This is a genomic window from Streptomyces sp. NPDC102514, assembly GCF_055584525.1.
Window position 1 is genome coordinate 343,729 of record NZ_JBVJLW010000011.1, and the last position, 17,024, is coordinate 360,752.

Here is a 17,024-nt window from a genome sequence, read left to right on the forward strand (position 1 = left end):
CAGCTTGGCCACATCCGGCCCGGCCCGGCAGGTGTCCCGCTTCGTGTTGCCGTATGCGGACATTTCAGTGACCGTCAATTGCATCGTTCAATCAACTCATCCGATAATCCGGGACATTTGGGTGCTCGTCACACCGAACGCCTGAGATCAACGCGTAAGCGGTTTCCAGCTCCCCGCGCGCCCCCAGTGCACCGCCCTTCGCGCCCCGGTCTGATGCTCCATCTCTTCGTAACAGGCTGCAGGCGCGTTCCCTCGCTGAGGTGTTCTGACGCTGTGGAAGGGTTCGATATCGGATGCGGGCGATCTGGCCCGGGCCTTCGGTTGCGGTGGCTCGTGCGTACCTGCGGAGCGATTCCCCCTCCCGGGATACCCTCAACAGCCTTTGCATGATCGACTTCGTGTTCCGGGGGGGCATGAGATGTTCCGTACGTCCGTCTGCGGTGCGGCGGGTGGCCGGCACCGCCTTCGCCGTCGTGCTGTTCGGTGCAGGAGCCGGGGCCTGCGGGGCGGGTGACGGCAGTGGTTCCGCCACATCCACCACCGCGACGTCCACCACGGAGGAGCCGCCCGCTCTGACGCCCGCCGAGGCCGTGGCACAGGCTGCGGAGGACTCCACCGGCATCACGTCCCTGCGGTACCGGATCACCGGGTCCGTGCCGGATCGCGGCAGGCTGACAGCCGAGGCGTCCATGGCTACGAAGCCGTCGGCCATGAGCATGGAACTGACCACGGCGGACCAGCGCGCGAAGGGCCCGTTGGGGGTCAGGTTCGTCGGCACGGCGTTGTACTTCGGCGGCAGCGCGCTCGACGACAGTGCGCTCGTCGGCGAGAGGTGGGGCCTTGACGAGTCGGGCCTCGCGCAGTTGCGTGGCAGGAGCTGGCTCCGCGCCGAACCGGCGGCCTGGGGCCGTGGCGCGGTGGACAACAACACCTATGGCGTACTGCCCCGCCAGATCGAGGGCAGTCCGGTCGTGCAGTCCACGATCCTGACCGGTTCCAGGAATCCGAAGAGGATCGGGACCGAGACCGTCGACGGCACCCGGACCGTGCACTACAGGGGAACGGTCACCCCCGAGGGACTGCGCGCCAGCCGTGACGCCGTCACGGGCAAGGCGGCCCGGAAGCGTCGGATCGACAGTCTCGATCACTTCTACGGGCTGAGGCTCGACAAGAACCTCACCATGGACCTGTGGATCGACGGCGACGGGCGCGCCAAGCAGTTCCGTCTGCGCGGCGCGACTTACGAGATGCCCTACACCGCCGACGGGGAGCCGCTCAAGCCGGTCGTCGGCGACCCCATCGACCTGACCTTCACCTACCTCGAAATCAACGAGCCGGTCACGGTCGAGGCCCCGCCCGCCGGGGACACCGCCGACCGGGCCGCGCTGGTGGATACGCAGGCCGGCTGAGCGGTCCTGGATGCCGTCCATGAAGCGCGAGAAACCGTCGATGCCACAGTCGTGCGCAGGGGCGCTAGGCCTTGCTCCAGCCGGCTGTGCTGCGGTACACGTCCAGCAGGTCCACCACGAAGAGGAGGGTCGAGCCCGCCGGGATCAACGGCGACGGTGACTGATTGCCGTAGCCGAGACGCGGGGGAACGATGATCTCGCGTCGACCGCCGACCTTCATCCCCTTCACTCCCCGGTCCCAGCCCTTGATGACCCTGCCACCGCCCAGGGCGAACTTGAACGGCTGCTCCCGGTCCCAGGAGGCATCGAACTCCTTCCCGGACTCGAAGGCCACCCCGACGTAGTGGACCCTGACCACCATGCCCGACTTCACCTCGGCCCCGTCCCCGACAACCAGGTCCCGGATGGTCAACTCGGTCGGTGCGTCACCCTCCGGAACGTCGACCTCGGGCTTCGTCAGTCCACTCATCGCACCCTCATCGCTCGCAGCCGAATGCCCTCCGTACGGGTCGGCCGGATACATGACACCCCATACGGGAGATCGACACGCCACCGGGAGTGCCGAATCCGCCCGGAGGTCACTTCCCGCATTGCTGGCAACGCCGCTCGGCGCCCGCCCCTGGTCAGGGACACGTGGTGAGGCGGACGCTACGAACGGCTCGGCCGCCTCACCGCCCAGGGCGGGGCCTCAGGTGGCGGGTGAGTCCTGGGCGGAGAGTTCCTCGGCCAGTTCCATACAGCGCAGGCGGGCTGGGGAGAGGTCGTAGGGCATCTTGCCGGTGGCTTCGAACGCGCTCATGGAGCCGGCCTCCCGCCTGCCGGAACTGAGGCCGGCCTCGTCCGCGCCGTCGTCGTCGGTGGCAGGGTGCAAAGTGTCCCAGGCGTCGAAGAGGTCATCGTCGTCCTTGCCCAGGCCGGACTCCTCGATGACGGCCTCCAGGGCGCTTTCGAAGGCGTGTCGCTCGACGGCCACTTGAGCCACCCGTGGATCATCGACGGCGACGCTGTCGTCGAGTGCCTCCTCGGCGTCGTCGACGCGGTCGGAGTCCGCCCGCAGAGCGGGATGCGTGGCCAGGACGATGAAGCGGGTGGCCTGGACGGCCGCGCCGAGCGGGCCGAAGATCCGCTCGGTGACCAGCAGAGTGTCCAGGTCCGCCTGACGCAGGGAGCCCTCGGGCAGGCTCTTGAGGCGTTCGGTGACGAAGTCGGAGAGCAGGCCCATCCGGCTGCCCTCGGTGCGCATCCGCTGCACGGCGGTCCGCTGCCGCCGGACTTCCTCCTCCTGCTCGGCGAGGGTTTCCTCCAACCGCTCCAGGAGGCCCGCGATACCGTCTCCGCCGTCCGCACCGGTGGAAGCCGCGCCGCTGATGAAGGCGTCACGGATGTCGTCCAGGGCGATCCCGGCGTCGGCCATCTTGCGGATCCACAGCAGACGGATCATGTCCTCGTACCCGTAGCGGCGGCGGTCATCGCCGCCGCGCTCGGGCTCGGGGAGCAGGCCGATCTCGTGGTAGTGGCGAATCGCCCGCGGCGTGCTGCCGGCGAAGGCCGCCGCGTCACCGATCTTGACCTGGCGGGGTGGCATGAACGACGAATGCATGAAGATCAAGGACCTTTCCTCAAGGCATCGGGAGGTAGGTCCACGGGACCACATGCCGCTACGGAAGGTGCAACCCCCTCTGGCGAAACCGAACCGCAAGTCCGTCGAACCGGGTTGCCGCGGCCCGGTGCTGCTTGAGGCAGTTGATCCCGCATGCGACCGCGTGCACACCAGATGAATCCTCATCGTGAAACCCGCCCCGCGACAAAGACACGCTCTAGGCCGGCGGCAGGCAGTCGTTCTTTGGTGGTTTGCCTTCCGGCCAGGCCAGTTTCACGAACTTGGAGCCCCCGTCCGGGGTCAACTCGACGATCGGTACGGCCTTGTCGTACGGGTTGCCGTGGTTGTCGAGACAGAGCCAGCCGCTCGCGCCGTAGACCCGCAGACTGCCCCGCAGCTGTGGCCACACGTCCCCGACGTCGGTGAGGCCCGGGAACCTGCTGCCGTCGGGTGTGGCCTGGCGGATGCCCTTCACGGCGAGGCGCGTGGCGTCGTACGCGACCGTCAGCTGGCCGCCGTCGAGGGGGGTGCGACCGATGGGGCCGACGGGTTCGTGCCTGGCCTGCGCGAGCAACTTGGTCAGGGCTTGCGCGTCGGCGTGTGAACCGCCCCGCGCGGGCGGGTCGTCGGCCCAGGCGTCGAAGTGCGCGAGCGCGGTGTAGCGCACGGTCAGGTTGCGGCCCAGCACGGAGGTCTCCAGTTCCTTGTCGCTCGTGAGGTACGAGCCCTCGTCACCGGTGAGCACCGTGAACCTCCGGTCCAGGCAGCCGCGCCTGCCCAACGCGTTGACGAACTGCCGCAGTTGGGTGTGACGGCCCGCGAAGAGGATCGTGTCCGTCGTGTGCGGCGTGTCGCAAATGTTGAAGGTGATGTTGCGAAAGGTGTTGGCCGTGGTCCCTTCCTGGGTGCGGTCCCGAGGCGGACGGAACGCGGAGGGCTGGTACGGCGAGCCCTTCAGCAGTCGTTCGAAGGATTGCCGGAGCGTACGGGTGTAGGGATCGCCCGGCTTGTCGTAGACCAGATACGCCCTGTCCGTCGAGATCCTCGCGGACGAGGTGAGCGCACGGGCCAGATCGGTGTTGGTGGGAGCGACCCGGGCGAGACCGGGGAAAGGGTCCTTGCCGTTCTGGCCGTTGGCAAGGCTGTCGGCGGTGATGGAGGTGCCGATGACCGGGATGCCGCGCCGGGTCAGCTCCCTGACGGCCTGCTTGTTGGTGTCGGTGCTGCTTCCTATACCGGTCACCGCCCGCAGCCGGTCGGGTCCCTTCGTCATACGTGCCAGCGCGTCCACCGTCTCCCGCCAACGGGCGCTGTCCGCACCGGGGTTGGCGAGGACCAGCCGGATGGCGGGAGTCTGGCCGGTCTCGTGGTGATTGGCCTCGTACTGGGCCAGGTAGGCCCCCTGCAGCTCGCGCAGGGTGTCGTTGTCGGCCGCGGAGAACGGCTGGAAGACCGCCACGGTGACCCGGGCGCGGGAGGCGAGGGAGTCGTTCTCCCGATCGATCGCCCTTATGACATCGGTGAGTTGGCGCTGTCCGAAGTCGTACGCCGTCGTCGAGACCCCCACGCATTCGTCGCTGCCCGCGGGTCGTTCGACCCCTGGAGCACAGCTCCGGTTCTCCTGCGCGAGCGTCATACCGGCCCATACGCCGGCGGCCACCAGGACGACCGCGAGCATCAGGGTGACGTACCGGCGGAAGCGGATCTCCCAGACGTGCTCGCGCAGCCACGCCGGCCAGCCCGCTGTCATGCCTGCCATCAGTGGCCTCCGTCCTGGTCCTCGTCGTCGCCCGGGACACGGAAAGGCCGCCCGGCCGCCGCGTCCGCCGGCCAGTCCCGGGAGGCCCGCCACAGCGTCTCGCTGCCCGCGGGCCTCTGGTTGGAGAGCTGTTCCAGCTCCCATCGCAGCCGTTCGGTCACCCTCGGATCCGGCAGCACCAGCGGATCGGCCAACTGCCAGACGGCGTACAGGATGCGTCGTACGCGCAGATGGAGCGCCACGTCCACGCCGTCCGGGGGATGCTGCGCGGCGTCCGTGCGGCCGAGCGCGACGGCGCCCCGGTCGTCGTGCAGCTCGTTGCCCACGTGCCACCCTTCTGAGTCGTACGCGTCGTAGCACGGCGCCGAGGCGATGAAGACGAGCGCGGACAGCCAGTTACAGGCGTCCAGTCGGAGAAAGGTGTCGCGCAGGTGGGCGACCGCGACGTCGGTGTTGCCCAGGGCGAGTTCGTGGCGGACGCGGTAGAGGGAGTGGTCGGGGGAGTCGCCGCGACAGTGGTCGATGAGCGTGCGGTGGACCCACTGCCACGCCGCGTGGTCGGGGTCGTGATGGTGCAGCCGGAGCAGGAGGAGCACGCGGAGGAAGGGGTCGCCGACGAAGTGCCCGGGAGTCCCCGGACGGCCCTCCTGGGCGAGCCGGTCCTCCAGTTCGAGGACACCGGCGGTGCCGAAGTCGTCCGGGAGCCCGGTCTCGGCGAGCGCGAAGGCCGAGTCACGATCATGCGCGGCGGCCAGGACGGTCAGTTCGTCGAGTCTGTCGTCCGGCGCGAGCCGGTCGAGCAGTTCCCGGTGCGCGGGGTGCCCGGTGTGGTCGTCGTGCAGGGCCACGTCGGCGATGAGCAACTCACCGAGTGAGGCTGCGCCTTGGGGCAGATTCTGTCGGGCCGACTCGGTGATCAAGGCGATGCCGAGAGGGTTTCCGCCGGTCAGCCGATGTATGGAGTGCGGGAGGTGGGGTGGTGTCGGTAGGCCGGGGCAGGCGGCGTTCACCATGTGCAGGGTCTCGTCGGGCGAGAGAGGCGGCAGCGCGACCAGCAGGGCGCGGGAGGACGGCGCGCTGCCCGGCACCCATCCGCTGCCCCGGGTCAGTTCGGGCAGGGTGCGGCGGACGGTGTTGCGCAGCGCCGGATGGCCGTGGCCGCGCAACGTGGCGAAGAAGACGACCTGGTCGGTGATGCCGTCTGCGCGGTCCCGCAGCACCGACTCCATGAGAGGGAACCCGGCGGGCTCCTGGACGTTGTCGATCAGAACGACCGGCCGCCCGAGGCGGTGTGCGCGTTGCACGACCCCCGCGTACGCGTCGTCGAGGTCGGCCAGCAGAGCCCGTACGAGATATCGCTCGGCGTGGGTGTGCGAGGCCCCGCCCGCCCTGAAGTGCCCCGAGAGCAGGATCAGTCCGAGCTTCGGGTTGCCGCCCGCGTTCGGGTAGTCGCGGTACCACGCGGCCCCCTTGCGCAGCCGCCGCTGGGTCGGCGCGACGCCCTCGCCGAACGCCTCCAGAGCCGCCTCGATGATCGGCTCGACCACCGGCCCCGTCTCCGACAGCGACGCGACGAGCTTCGCCACCACCTTGCCGATCCACCGTCCGGCGAACCCGGCCAGCCAGGACCCGGTGTCGTTGATCAGCAGGATCCGCTCGGCCTCCTGCCGGATCCGCGGCAGATCACGGTCGTTCCAGCCACCGGCGGCGACGGCGAGCAGCCCTGAGGACAGGCGCGGAAAACTGATGCGCCCGGCGCCGGTGACCGGCTCGGCGAGTTGCTCGGCGATCGTCAGCATCGCCTGCGACACGGGCGACCAGAACTCGTCGTGCCCGTCCGGGTGAGGCCGGTCGAACTGCGCGTCCTCCCCGTCGATCAGCGCGACAGGCGTGTGGCCGCGATAGGCGGAACGCAGCTCGCCGAGCACCGCGCTCTTACCGAGGCCCCTTCCGCCCGCGAGCACCACGAAAGGCAGTTCTCCCTGGTGTTCGTACGGCATGGGGATGTGCTGGTAGGGCCGCAGACCGGTGAGCCGCGGAGCAAGGCCCGGCGGTTCGATGTCGAACAGTGCCCCCCGGCCGTGCAGCGATGAGTGCACCATGTTTCCCCCCTGGTGCGGTTCAACTCGATGTCACTGTTGCCCCCGCCGGGTCCTTCTTCCCCCTCGTCCGTTCATCGGAGCGGCATACGGTCGAGCCGGCAGGGCAGTCACTCTGAGTGCATCATAGGACTACTCACGGTCCGGTACAGGTGACCGGAGCATTCCGCTGAAACAGGAAGATCCCATCACTCCGAGCAGCCTCATCTGCCCCGTCTGTCCCACGTGGTTCGGGTGGTTCGCGAGTGTGGGTGCGCCGGATCGAGCCGCCGAAGCAGGGTGGGCCGGTAGTCGTCGGTCGCCTCGCCGGCTTCCCCATCTTGTATCGAGCGTTTGACACAACACTCCGGCAGGCGCCATCTTGTACCCATCGATTGGTACAAGCTCATTCGGGGGATCTGCAGATGCTCGACACCGTCCCGTTGCAGTCCCGGATCCTCGACCATGCCGACCACTACGCCCGATGGTCCGGGCTGGCCATCGGGATCGTGGCCGGGCAGCATCTGATCACGATGAGCAGCGGCGACATCGCGCTGCCCCTGGTGTTCGCCATCACCGCTTTCGGGCTGTGCGCCGTGGGCGGTGTGCTGCTCGGGGACGCCTTCACCCTGCATCCCCAGGAGGCGGTGCGCACCGCGAGTCTCGCCCCGCGTCTGATCCGCGACCAGGTGCCCCCGCGGATGGCACCCCTGCTTCTGCTGCAGGCGCTGATCCTCGTGGCCCTGCTGGTGACCGGCGCGGTCACGGCCTCCTCGGTCGTCGACCGGCCCGACAGAGCGGGCAGCGTCATCAACGTCACCTGCGAAGGGATCCACACCTCCCTCGGCCCCTGGCCCGGTCTGTACTACAGCGGTCCGATGTTCGCCGCGCTCGCGGTGGCGACCCCGGTCTGCGTCTGGGCCCTGCGCCGCATCGCCGACGGCACGGGCGACGAGCAGCAGCGCCGCGACCGCGCGTGGGCCGTCACCGGAGCCTGGGGGCTGCTGGTCTCCAGCCAGGTACTGCTCGTCGTGCTGATGCTGTTCGTCGCGCTCACGGACAAGACCTGCGCCGGCCCGCTGGGCGCCGCCACCATCGTGGCGATCTGCCCGCTCGGCCTGCTGGGCATGTTCTGCTTCGGATGGTCCCTGGCCACCGTGGTGGCACCCAGGGCCGTCGACGACGAGACGGCCCACGAGGGGACTTCCGGCGATGAGTGACCCCGTCGTCCGCGTCGACACCACCGGCCAGGTCCCGCCGTACGAGCAGATCCGCGCCCAGTTGGCAGCGCTGATCCGCACCGGCCGGCTGGCGGAGGGGGAGCGGCTGCCGACCGTGCGTCAACTCGCCACCGACCTCGGGCTGGCGCCGGGCACGGTGGCCCGCGCCTACCGTGAACTGGAGGCCGCCGAGCTGATCCGTACGCGCCGTGGCGCGGGCACCAAGGTCGCACCGCTGCCGCCGGACACCCACGCGCACGACGCCGGCCGACTCACCACGCTGGCCCGGGACTTCACCTCGGCCGCCCGTGCGCTCGGCGCCGACACGGAGGACATCCTGACCGCCGTCCGCGATGCCTTGGAACCGCCTGGATCTCCCGCCTCTCCGCCCGCACCCGGAAGCGGAGGCGGAAGCGGAATCGGAAGCGCAACGCGCGGTCACAGGACCGCGGACGTCACTCCGGCGGTGCAGCGGCTGCCCGGGGGAGCGGCACGGTGAAGGGGGCGGCTCGCGCCCAAGGTCACGCCCGATCCCGATCCCGGTCCTGGTCCCGAGCATGCGCCTGCGCCTGCGCCTGAGCCGGTGTCACCTGAGCCGATGTCAGGGGCGTGCGGTGGCGGTGTGGCCGCCTGTGACGCGCAGGAGGTCGAGCTTTCCCTCGTCGCTGCTGCCTGACGCCGTCGTGTAGGTCACCATGCGCAGGTCCGCGCCGGGCACGATCAGGACGTCGCAGTCGAGCAGGATGTCGCCGATCTCCGGATGCCGGATCGTCTTGCGGTCGGTGGTGTGCTGGGCGGCCGTCGTCTGCGTGGCCCAGTGCCGGGCGAAGACGTCGGACCCCGCCCGCAGCTCCTGCACGAGACGATCGAGCCGGGCGTCCGCGGGGTAGCGGGAGACGGCGTCCTTGAGGTCGGCGGCGATCGACGCCTCGAAGGCGTCCTGTCCGCGCTCGGACCACATGGGATACAGCGCGGCGCTAGCGGCGCCGTCACCGAACAGGGCGCGCGCGAGGCTGCGTTCGGCGGCCGGGAGCAGGGCCGGGTCGCCGTGCAGCGCGCTCCACATGGAGTTCCACCACACCAGGGTCCAGTCGGCGGTGAACACCCCGATCGGGACGTCGCCCAGGCGTGCGGCCAGCCGCTGGATGCCCGGGGGCACATGGGCACCGACCGTACCGTCCTGCGGGGGCAGCAGCCCGGCGCTCCGGTACAGCTGGTCGCGCTCGGGCCGGGAGAGCTGAAGGGCCCTGGCGAGGGCGCCGACGACCTGGGCGGAGGGGTTCTTCGCGCGTGCCTGTTCCAGGCGCAGTACGTAGTCGAACGAGAGCCCCGCCAGTTGCGCCAGCTCCTCGCGGCGCAGTCCCGGGGCGCGACGGCCGGGCGTCGCGGTGAGACCGGCGTCTGCCGGGGAGAGGCGGTCGCGCCAGGCGCGCAGGAGTGCACCGAAGGTGGGGCGGGAGTCGGCCATGGCTCCATTCTCGCCGCTCAGCGCCGCCCGGTACCCCGCGAGCCTGGGTACTGCGAGTCCTAGTGACGGGGACGGCACTGGTCGCCGGTGGGGCGGGCGGCGAAGGTGGTGATGCGTCCAGCCGGGCCGTATCGGCTGATCAGTGAAGCGGAGCCTCCCATGCAGGACCACCCCATCGTGCAGGACCACCCCATCGTGCAGGACCACACGATCGTGCAGGACCACCCCACCGTGCAGCACCACACCATCGTGATGACGGGCGCGAGCCGCGGCATCGGCCGTATCGCCGCGGAGCACATCCTGCGCCGGTCGCCCGGCGTGCACCTCCTCGTCGTCGCCCGCGGATCCTCCGGCGCCGGCCTGGCCGAGGAGCTGAGCGCGGGCGGGCACACGGTCTCGCACGTCCCGGCGGACCTCGGTTCGCTCAGCAGCGTCCGGTCGGCCGCCGCCGAGATCCGCGAGCGCCTGGAGCGGGGCGAACTGCCGCCGCTGCGCGGTTTCGTGGGCAACGCGGGCATGCAGTACACGAACGCGCTGACCGAGGGGCCCGACGGGTTCGAGTCGACCTTCGCGATCAACGTGCTCGCCAACCACCTGTTCGTCCGCCTGCTCCAGGACCGGTTCGTGGCTCCCGCCCGGATCGTGATCACCGCCAGCGACACCCACTTCGGCGACCTCAGGCACAACATGGGCATGGTGCCCGGCCCCGTGTGGCAGTCCCCGGACGTCCTCGCCCGTCCGGGCGCGTTCTCCAGGCCGGACACCGCGGCCGGTGGCCGTACCGCGTACTCCACGAGCAAACTCGCCGCGATCCATCTGGTGCACGAGTACGCGCGCCGGCTGCCGGCCGGGATCGACGCCGTCGCCTTCAACCCGGGGTTCGTCCCCGGCACCGGCCTCCTCCGCAACGCGGGGCCCGTCTCCCGGTTCGCGATGCGCCGCGTCCTGCCGGTCATGACCCTCACCCCGTTCGCGACCCGCCCAGCCGCCGCCGGGCGCCACCTCGCCGACGTCGTCCTCGGTGTCACCGAGGCACCATCCGGGTCCTACGTGGACCGCACCGGCACGGCCCGGTCGTCCGAGGAGTCCTACGACCCCCGGCGCGAGGCCGAACTCTGGGACAGCGCCGAGCGGTTCACCGCGGCGTACGCGGACCTGCCCTGAGCAATCCCCGAGCAATCTCCGAGGCCCGTGCAATCCCCGGGCCCGAACCTGAGCAGCCCCCGTGCCAGACCTACGCAATCCCCGGGCCTGCCCCGCGCACGTTCCGGGCCTGCCCCGCGTACGTTCCGGGCCTGCCTCGCGTACGTTCCGGGCCTGCCTCGCGTACGTCCCGGGCCCGACCCGCGTACGTCCCGGGCCCGACCCGGAGTGCGGCGTCCGTGCCGGCAGCTACCGATCGCCTTGCAGATACCGGGTGATCATGGCGGCCAGCTCCCGCTCCAGCCGATCGACCTGGACGGGGTGCGTGCTGGCCATGAGCTTGTGGGTGTTCATCTCCACCGTTCCCACGACGAGTTCCGCGGCCATGTCGAGATCCTCCACCCGGACGTCCGGATGCCGGGCGAGCACATCGCGTATCTGCTGCACCCGGTCCTTGCCGTGCCGCTCCATCGCCTCGATCAGTTCGCCGGAGACCGGCGCCTCCTCGATCATCATCCGCAGGAGCTGCGGATCGTCGCGATGGTGGTCGATCGCGTCGCGGACCAGGGCCAGCACCGCTTCCTTCAGGCTGCCGGGGCTCATGTCCAGCTCGTCGGCCCCCGTCCATCCACCGCGGTCGATATGACGGACCAGCAGCTTGGCGAGGATGGCGTCCTTGTTCGGGAAGTACTGGTACAGCGAGCCGATGGACACGCGGGCGTGCTCGGCGATGCGGTTGGTGGTGCCCGCGGCGTAGCCGTACTCGGCGAAAACGTGAGCAGCGGCGCTGAGGATGCGCTCACGGGTGAGTTCGGCGCGCACCTGCCGAGGCGTTCGACGTGGGGTGATGCGGCGTTCGTCGGAGGGCATCCGGCGGTCCTTCCGGGCGGCGAAAAGCGAGTAGCCAAGAGGTGAGCTTTTGCTCAGAATAGTGCCATGACCTGCGCAAACAAGCGAAGCCACATCATCGGAGCACGTCCGTGATCCCCCAGGTGAGCGTTCCCCGGGAGCGCAGGACGATCACGTTGGAGGTGCGGCGGCGCGAGCTGCTGACCCCCGGCTTCGCCTGCGTCACCCTCGGCGGCCCCGGCGTGCGGGACTTCGCCGCGGGAGGCGGCGACCAGGCCGTCCGCCTCTTCTTCCCGAGGGAGGGGCAGAGCGAACTGAGGATGCCGTCCGCCTCGAACGAGGCGGCGTGGATGGTCCAGGTGATGCTCATGCCCAGGACGGCCCGCCCGTGGGTGCGCAACCTGACCGTCCGGCGGCTGCGGCCCGCGGAGCAGGAGATCGACATCGAGTTCGCCCTGCACGGCGACTCGCCCATGAGCGCGTGGGTGCGCGGGGTCCGGCCGGGCGACCAGGCCGGGATCTTCGACCTGGGGACCAGGTACCGGCCGCCTGCGCATGCCAGGGGGCGGCTGCTGGTGGGTGACGACAGCGCGCTGCCGGCCGTCCTGTCGATCCTGGAGAGCGACCCGGATCCGCTGCCCACCGAGGTGTTCGTGGAAGTGGCGACCGCGGCCGACGTCCGGCCCGTACTCGCGCGGGCCGGTGTGCGCTTCCACTGGCTCAGTCGCGACGACGAGAGCCTGCGGCCCGGTGTCCGCGCCCTTGAGGCGATCCGCGACACGGAACTGCCCGAAGGCCCCCTCCATGCATGGGTGGCCGGCGAGTCCCGGCTGGCCACCGGTGTCCGGCGGCACCTGGCCGACGACCGCGGCGTACTCAAGCGGGACATCTCGTTCCACGGCTACTGGCGACTGGGCCGGTCCACCCCCGGCTGAACCCGCCCGGTCGCCGACCGAACCGGTCCACCCCCGGCGAACCGGTGCGCTCCCGGCTGAACCGGTCCACCCCCGCCTGAAAAAGGGACTCCCATGCAGCAGCACACACTCCGGCCGGACGCCTTGCGCCGGCTCTCGTCCGTGGCCGAGGTCGAGGCGGTCGTCGGCCGACCGGCCGCGATCGTCATGCGCAAGCAGATCGGCGTCCTCGACGCGGGCTGCCGTGACGTCCTGGCCCACAGCCCCGTCGCGGCCTTCGGCCACCGGGCCGCCGACGGCACCGCCCGGACCACCTTCGTCGGCGGGGCGCCGGGGTTCGCGCGCGTCCACTCCCCGAAGCGGTTCTCCTTCCGTGTTCCCGGGGCGGCCGTCGCACCCGGTCCGGTCTCGCTGTTCTTCCTGCTGCCCGGTGTGGGCGAGGTGCTGCGCGTCAACGGCACCGCATCCGCTCTCAGGGGCGGGGAGACGGCCGTGGACGTCACCGAGGCGTACGTGCACTGCGCGCAGGCGGTGATCCGTTCCGGCCTGTGGGAGCCGCCCGTCCCGTTCCCGGCGGCCGAGCCGGTGGTGGGCGGGGGCCCGCTGACCGGCCCCGGCGTGAGTGACTTCCTGGCCGCCTCGCCCTTCTTGGCCCTCTCCACCTGGGACACGGACGGCGGCAGTGACACGAGCCCGCGCGGCGACCGCCGGACGGTCGCGCGCATCCTGGACGGCCGCACCCTGGTCCTCGCCGACCGCAGGGGAAACAAGCGCGCGGACTCCCTGCACAACCTGCTGCGGGACGACCGGCTCTCCCTCGCCGCGCTCGTCCCCGGCCGCAGCGGAGTGCTGCACGTCCACGGGCGCGGCGCGATCACCGACGACGCCGCGCTGCTGAGCACGCTGGCTCTGCGCGGGGCGCCCCCGCATCTCGCACTCGTCATCGACGTGGAGTACGCCGAGGTGACCGGCAACGACGCGGTGTCCGGTGCGCGGCTGTGGACGCCCGACGCCCGGACCGGGCACGACCGGACGCCCGACATGATGGCCCTGGGCGGCGCCCACCTGGCCGCCAACTCGGCCGAATCCGGGAGCAGATCGGCATGGCTGATCAAGCTCGTCACCTCGCTGCCCGGGGTGACCCGCCTCCTGCGCAAGGTCGCCGACCGCGCCTACGTCTCCGGACTGCGCAAAGAGGGGTACGACGACGTCCGGGCCCCCGCTCACCATGGCGACGCCCTGCAAGGCATCACCCAAGTCCCAGCCGTGGAAAGCCCGTTGCGGTTTGTGCGTGTCCGCGAGATACGCCAGGAGACACCCACCGCCCGGACCCTGGTCCTTGAGGACGTGGCCGGTGGGGCCGGGCGATTCGACTTCCACCCGGGCCAGTTCTTCACGCTGGTGACGGACTTGGAGGGCGTGCCGGTACGACGTGCCTACTCGGCCTCCTCGGTCCCCGGCGCGACCCACCTGGAACTCACCGTCAAACACGTGGAGGGCGGGCGCTTCTCCACACACGCCCACCGCGGACTGCGTCCCGGGGACCGGCTCGCGGTACGCGGCCCCTCCGGCACCTTCCACATCCCGGCGCAGGCGCCCGGGGAACTGGTGCTCATCGCGGCGGGCAGCGGCATCACTCCCATGATGAGCATGATCCGAACCCGGCTGTCCGATCCTGCGGCGGAGGGCAGAATCCATCTGCTCTACGGCAGCCGGGGGCCCGAAGACATCATCTTCGGCGACGAGTTGACCCGTATGGAGAAGGACTGTCCGGAGCGACTGGCGGTCACCCATGTCCTCTCCCGCCGCGACGGCCGGCTCGGCGCCGACGGCGTCCACCGATGGGTGACCGGCCTGTCCTTGTCCGAGGGCGCACACCACTATGTGTGCGGACCCGAAGCGCTGATGGACACCGTCCAGGACGTCCTGCGGCAGCTCGGCGTGCCGGACGACCGCATGCACGAAGAACGCTTCACCGGTGGCGTGCCCGCTCCCGCCGCCGCGGCACCCCAGGAGATGAGAGTCGAGAACGAGGGCACCCTCGTCGGAGCCACCGTGGTCGAGCCCGGCCAGACGCTGCTCGACGCAGGTCTCGCCGCAGGACTGCGTATGCCGTACTCCTGCACGGTCGGCAACTGCGGCGAGTGCATGGCGCGCCTGCGCGGAGGAGAGGTCACGCAGCCCGAGCACACCTGCCTCACACCAGAGCAGAAGGCCGAGGGCTACGTGCTGACCTGCGTCGGTTGCCCCCTGTCGAAGGTGACGCTCGACATCGCCGGTCAGGCGGACTCCGCGGGGAGCGTCGGGTAGTCGGTGTAGCCGGTGGGGCCGCCGGTGTACATCGCGTACCTGGCACGTACGGGATTGACGGGGGCGCCCAGGCGGATCCGCTCGACCAGGTCGGGGTTGGCGAGGAAGGGGCGGCCCAGGGAGATGAGGTCGGCGCCCGCGGCCAGGAGGCGTTCGGCGGCGCGACGGCCGCCGTCGGCGGGGATCTGCTCCGGCGGCAGGACCGGGTTGGCGATCAGGGTGCCGGTCCAGAGGCCACGCAGCCGGGCGAAGAGCGGCCGGCCGGGGTCGGCGAAGGCGATGTGGAGATAGGCCAGGCTCTTGCCCGCGTTGGCGGTGAGCAGGGCCGGGTAGAGGTCGTCGGCATCGGTGTCGGTGATGCCGTTGACGGTGTTGCCGGGCGAGATGCGCAGGCCGGTCCGCTCGGCGCCGATGGCGTCGGCGACGGCGTCCACGACCTCGGTGGTGAAGCGGATGCGGTTCTCGATGCCGCCGCCGTGGGCGTCGGTGCGGTGGTTGGTGTTGGGGGCCAGGAACTGGTGGAGCAGATAGCCGTTGGCGCTGTGCACCTCGACTCCGGCGAATCCCGCGTCGACGGCCCGGCGGGCGGCGTCGGCGAAGTCGCGCACGGTCCGGCGGATGTCGTCGGCGGTCATCTCGCGCGGGGTGACCGCCTCCTGCCGCCCGGTGGGGGTGTGGACGGTCTCGGGGAGCGGGATCGGCGAGGGGGCCAGGGGAGTGAGGCCGCTGGTGTCGGGGTGGCCGACCCGGCCGCCGTGCTGGAGCTGCAGGAACATCGGACCGCCCCCGGCGGCGTGGACCGCCTTGGTGACCTGGCGCCAGCCGGCGGTGTGGGCGTCGGTGTGCAGGGCGGTGATGTTCGGATAGGTCTGGCCGACCGCGTTCGGGGTGGACGCCTCGGCGATGATCGCCCCGGCCGTGGCGCGCTGGGCGTAGTACTCGGCCATCAGCGGCGTGGGGGTGCCGTCGCTCTCCGCGCGGTTGCGGGTCATGGGGGCGATGACCAGACGGTTCGCCAGCCGGTGGCTGCCGAGGCGGGCCGGGGCCAGGAGGGGGGAGGTCGTCGTTTCGCACGTCATGTGGGTACCGTAGAACTTGACGTCAATGTGAGAATCAAGTGGAAATGATGTGATCTGCGTCATGCGAATCGGTGAGCTGGCCCGGCGCACGGGCGTCAGTGAACGGTCGCTGCGGTACTACGAGCAGGAGGGCCTGCTGACCGCGGAGCGGACACCGGGCGGGCACCGGGACTACACGGAGCCGGCGGTGGCCCGGGTGCGACGCATCCAGGAGCTCTACGCGGCCGGTCTGTGCAGCTCGAAGATAGTGCGGCTGCTGCCCTGCATGCGTGACGGCGACGGTGATGGTGACAGCGGACCGGCGGAGACGGCCGACGCGTTCCTGGTGAGCGAGCTGACGGTGGAGCGGGCCCGCATCGACCGCATGATCGAGGACCTGCAGCGCTCCCGCTCCCTGCTGGACAGCATCATCGACACCGCCGCCGCGTCCCCGGGCCGGGAGCGCGGGGCGCCTCGGCCCGAGTGAAGCGGGCCGTCAGCGGCCGGTGAGCTTCAGGGCGGCGGTGTACTCCTCGTCGGTGACGGGCTCCAGCCAGGTGGTCCCGTCCCCGCCGCCGTCGCCGACGACCATGGCGATGTGGGCCATGAGGGTGGTGTCGGTGGCGCCGTGCCAGTGCTCCTCGCCGGCCGGACACTTGACCGTCTCACCGGCGCCGATGCGCACGACGCTCCCGTCGCGGGTACCGACCAGGCCCACGCCGTCGGTGACGTACAGGACCTGTCCCTTGGCGTGGGAGTGCCAGTTCGTACGCGCGCCGGGCGTGAACCGCACGAGCGAGGACGCCAGGTGGGCGGGCGCGGAGGGCGTCTCGATCATGTTGAGGTGGACGTCGCCGGTGAAGCGCTCGGCCGGGGCCCTGAGGGTGAGGGTTTCCATGATGTGTTCCACGACTGTCTTCCTCGATCCGAAGAGGGTGGGGGCGGGCTTGGTGAACCATCGTCTGTCGCGGTTCCTGCGGCGGTAGCGCGGGCCGGGTCCCTCACGAGATGTCCCGCAGGGGCGCGGCCCCACCGGCATCGAGGAAACCCCAGGTCAGGCGGGCGTGGAAGGTACGGTCGTCACAGGTACCGACAGGGCCCCCCTCATCCGGGCCGACCGGCCTAGGCAGTGTCTTCAAATGATCACCGTGATGGATCATGGTGTCGTGATACGTCGCCATGAACTGTCCGATGTTGAGTGGGAGTTCGTCCGGCC

General features: G+C 70.6%; 16 protein-coding genes. 7 read left to right on the forward strand and 9 right to left on the reverse strand.

From position 1 onward, the window contains the following. Positions 1 to 449: 449 nt before the first annotated feature. A complete protein-coding gene (locus tag ACZ60E_RS27500) occupies positions 450 to 1,409 on the forward strand; it encodes an SCO4651 family lipoprotein (RefSeq protein WP_469443885.1) in 960 nt (319 codons plus the stop codon). Positions 1,410 to 1,473: 64 nt separating this feature from the next. Here ACZ60E_RS27500 and ACZ60E_RS27505 read toward each other — a convergent pair whose 3' ends face one another. The 4 genes from ACZ60E_RS27505 to ACZ60E_RS27520 form a co-directional block, all read right to left on the reverse strand. Then, on the reverse strand, positions 1,474 to 1,878 hold the full coding sequence (locus tag ACZ60E_RS27505; RefSeq protein ID WP_469443886.1) for an FKBP-type peptidyl-prolyl cis-trans isomerase: 405 nt from the start codon (positions 1,876 to 1,878) through the stop codon (positions 1,474 to 1,476). A gap of 219 nt (positions 1,879 to 2,097) precedes the next feature. After that, a complete protein-coding gene (locus tag ACZ60E_RS27510; protein ID WP_469443936.1) occupies positions 2,098 to 3,009 on the reverse strand; it encodes a MerR family transcriptional regulator in 912 nt (303 codons plus the stop codon). A gap of 217 nt (positions 3,010 to 3,226) precedes the next feature. Continuing rightward, the gene (locus tag ACZ60E_RS27515; protein ID WP_469443888.1) at positions 3,227 to 4,768 is read right to left on the reverse strand and encodes a type 1 periplasmic-binding domain-containing protein; all 1,542 of its coding nucleotides are present in this window, start codon (positions 4,766 to 4,768) and stop codon (positions 3,227 to 3,229) included. Then, positions 4,768 to 6,870, reverse strand: coding sequence for a hypothetical protein (locus ACZ60E_RS27520; RefSeq protein ID WP_469443890.1), 2,103 nt, complete (start codon positions 6,868 to 6,870; stop codon positions 4,768 to 4,770). Before ACZ60E_RS27520 ends, ACZ60E_RS27515 begins: the two co-directional genes overlap by 1 nt. A 401-nt stretch (positions 6,871 to 7,271) precedes the next feature. Here ACZ60E_RS27520 and ACZ60E_RS27525 point away from each other — a divergent pair, with 401 nt between their 5' ends. Together ACZ60E_RS27525 and ACZ60E_RS27530 are read left to right on the forward strand one after the other, a co-directional pair. Continuing rightward, positions 7,272 to 8,066 carry a hypothetical protein gene (locus tag ACZ60E_RS27525; RefSeq protein WP_469443891.1) on the forward strand — a complete coding sequence of 265 codons (795 nt, stop codon included), beginning with the start codon at positions 7,272 to 7,274 and terminating at the stop codon, positions 8,064 to 8,066. Next, the gene (locus tag ACZ60E_RS27530; protein WP_469443893.1) at positions 8,059 to 8,565 is read left to right on the forward strand and encodes a GntR family transcriptional regulator; all 507 of its coding nucleotides are present in this window, start codon (positions 8,059 to 8,061) and stop codon (positions 8,563 to 8,565) included. Before ACZ60E_RS27525 ends, ACZ60E_RS27530 begins: the two co-directional genes overlap by 8 nt. A gap of 102 nt (positions 8,566 to 8,667) precedes the next feature. On the opposite strand, the gene ACZ60E_RS27535 is transcribed toward ACZ60E_RS27530, so the two are convergent. Then, complete coding sequence (locus tag ACZ60E_RS27535; RefSeq protein WP_469443895.1) at positions 8,668 to 9,534, reverse strand: helix-turn-helix transcriptional regulator; 867 nt, start codon at positions 9,532 to 9,534, stop codon at positions 8,668 to 8,670. 159 nt (positions 9,535 to 9,693) lie between these two features. Between ACZ60E_RS27535 and ACZ60E_RS27540 the strand changes: the two genes are divergently transcribed. Then, the gene (locus tag ACZ60E_RS27540; protein WP_469443896.1) at positions 9,694 to 10,698 is read left to right on the forward strand and encodes an SDR family NAD(P)-dependent oxidoreductase; all 1,005 of its coding nucleotides are present in this window, start codon (positions 9,694 to 9,696) and stop codon (positions 10,696 to 10,698) included. A 228-nt stretch (positions 10,699 to 10,926) separates the two neighbouring features. On the opposite strand, the gene ACZ60E_RS27545 is transcribed toward ACZ60E_RS27540, so the two are convergent. After that, positions 10,927 to 11,547 carry a TetR/AcrR family transcriptional regulator gene (locus ACZ60E_RS27545; protein WP_469443899.1) on the reverse strand — a complete coding sequence of 207 codons (621 nt, stop codon included), beginning with the start codon at positions 11,545 to 11,547 and terminating at the stop codon, positions 10,927 to 10,929. 110 nt (positions 11,548 to 11,657) lie between these two features. Here ACZ60E_RS27545 and ACZ60E_RS27550 point away from each other — a divergent pair, with 110 nt between their 5' ends. Both ACZ60E_RS27550 and ACZ60E_RS27555 read left to right on the forward strand, forming a co-directional pair. After that, on the forward strand, positions 11,658 to 12,461 hold the full coding sequence (locus ACZ60E_RS27550) for a siderophore-interacting protein (RefSeq protein ID WP_469443901.1): 804 nt from the start codon (positions 11,658 to 11,660) through the stop codon (positions 12,459 to 12,461). Positions 12,462 to 12,554: 93 nt separating this feature from the next. Next, the gene (locus ACZ60E_RS27555) at positions 12,555 to 14,750 is read left to right on the forward strand and encodes a 2Fe-2S iron-sulfur cluster-binding protein (RefSeq protein WP_469443903.1); all 2,196 of its coding nucleotides are present in this window, start codon (positions 12,555 to 12,557) and stop codon (positions 14,748 to 14,750) included. Here the strand turns inward: ACZ60E_RS27555 and ACZ60E_RS27560 are convergent. Beyond that, the gene (locus ACZ60E_RS27560) at positions 14,720 to 15,829 is read right to left on the reverse strand and encodes an alkene reductase (RefSeq protein ID WP_469443905.1); all 1,110 of its coding nucleotides are present in this window, start codon (positions 15,827 to 15,829) and stop codon (positions 14,720 to 14,722) included. The two genes, ACZ60E_RS27555 and ACZ60E_RS27560, sit on opposite strands and share 31 nt — an antisense overlap. Before the next feature lie 61 nt (positions 15,830 to 15,890). Here ACZ60E_RS27560 and ACZ60E_RS27565 point away from each other — a divergent pair, with 61 nt between their 5' ends. After that, positions 15,891 to 16,295: a MerR family transcriptional regulator gene (locus ACZ60E_RS27565; RefSeq protein ID WP_469443906.1), complete on the forward strand. Its 405-nt coding sequence runs from the start codon at positions 15,891 to 15,893 to the stop codon at positions 16,293 to 16,295. A gap of 9 nt (positions 16,296 to 16,304) precedes the next feature. Here ACZ60E_RS27565 and ACZ60E_RS27570 read toward each other — a convergent pair whose 3' ends face one another. Together ACZ60E_RS27570 and ACZ60E_RS27575 are read right to left on the reverse strand one after the other, a co-directional pair. Beyond that, positions 16,305 to 16,718 carry a (R)-mandelonitrile lyase gene (locus tag ACZ60E_RS27570; protein ID WP_469443908.1) on the reverse strand — a complete coding sequence of 138 codons (414 nt, stop codon included), beginning with the start codon at positions 16,716 to 16,718 and terminating at the stop codon, positions 16,305 to 16,307. 91 nt (positions 16,719 to 16,809) lie between these two features. Beyond that, positions 16,810 to 17,024: hypothetical protein (locus ACZ60E_RS27575; protein ID WP_469443910.1), on the reverse strand; the 215-nt coding region annotated here is incomplete at its 5' end.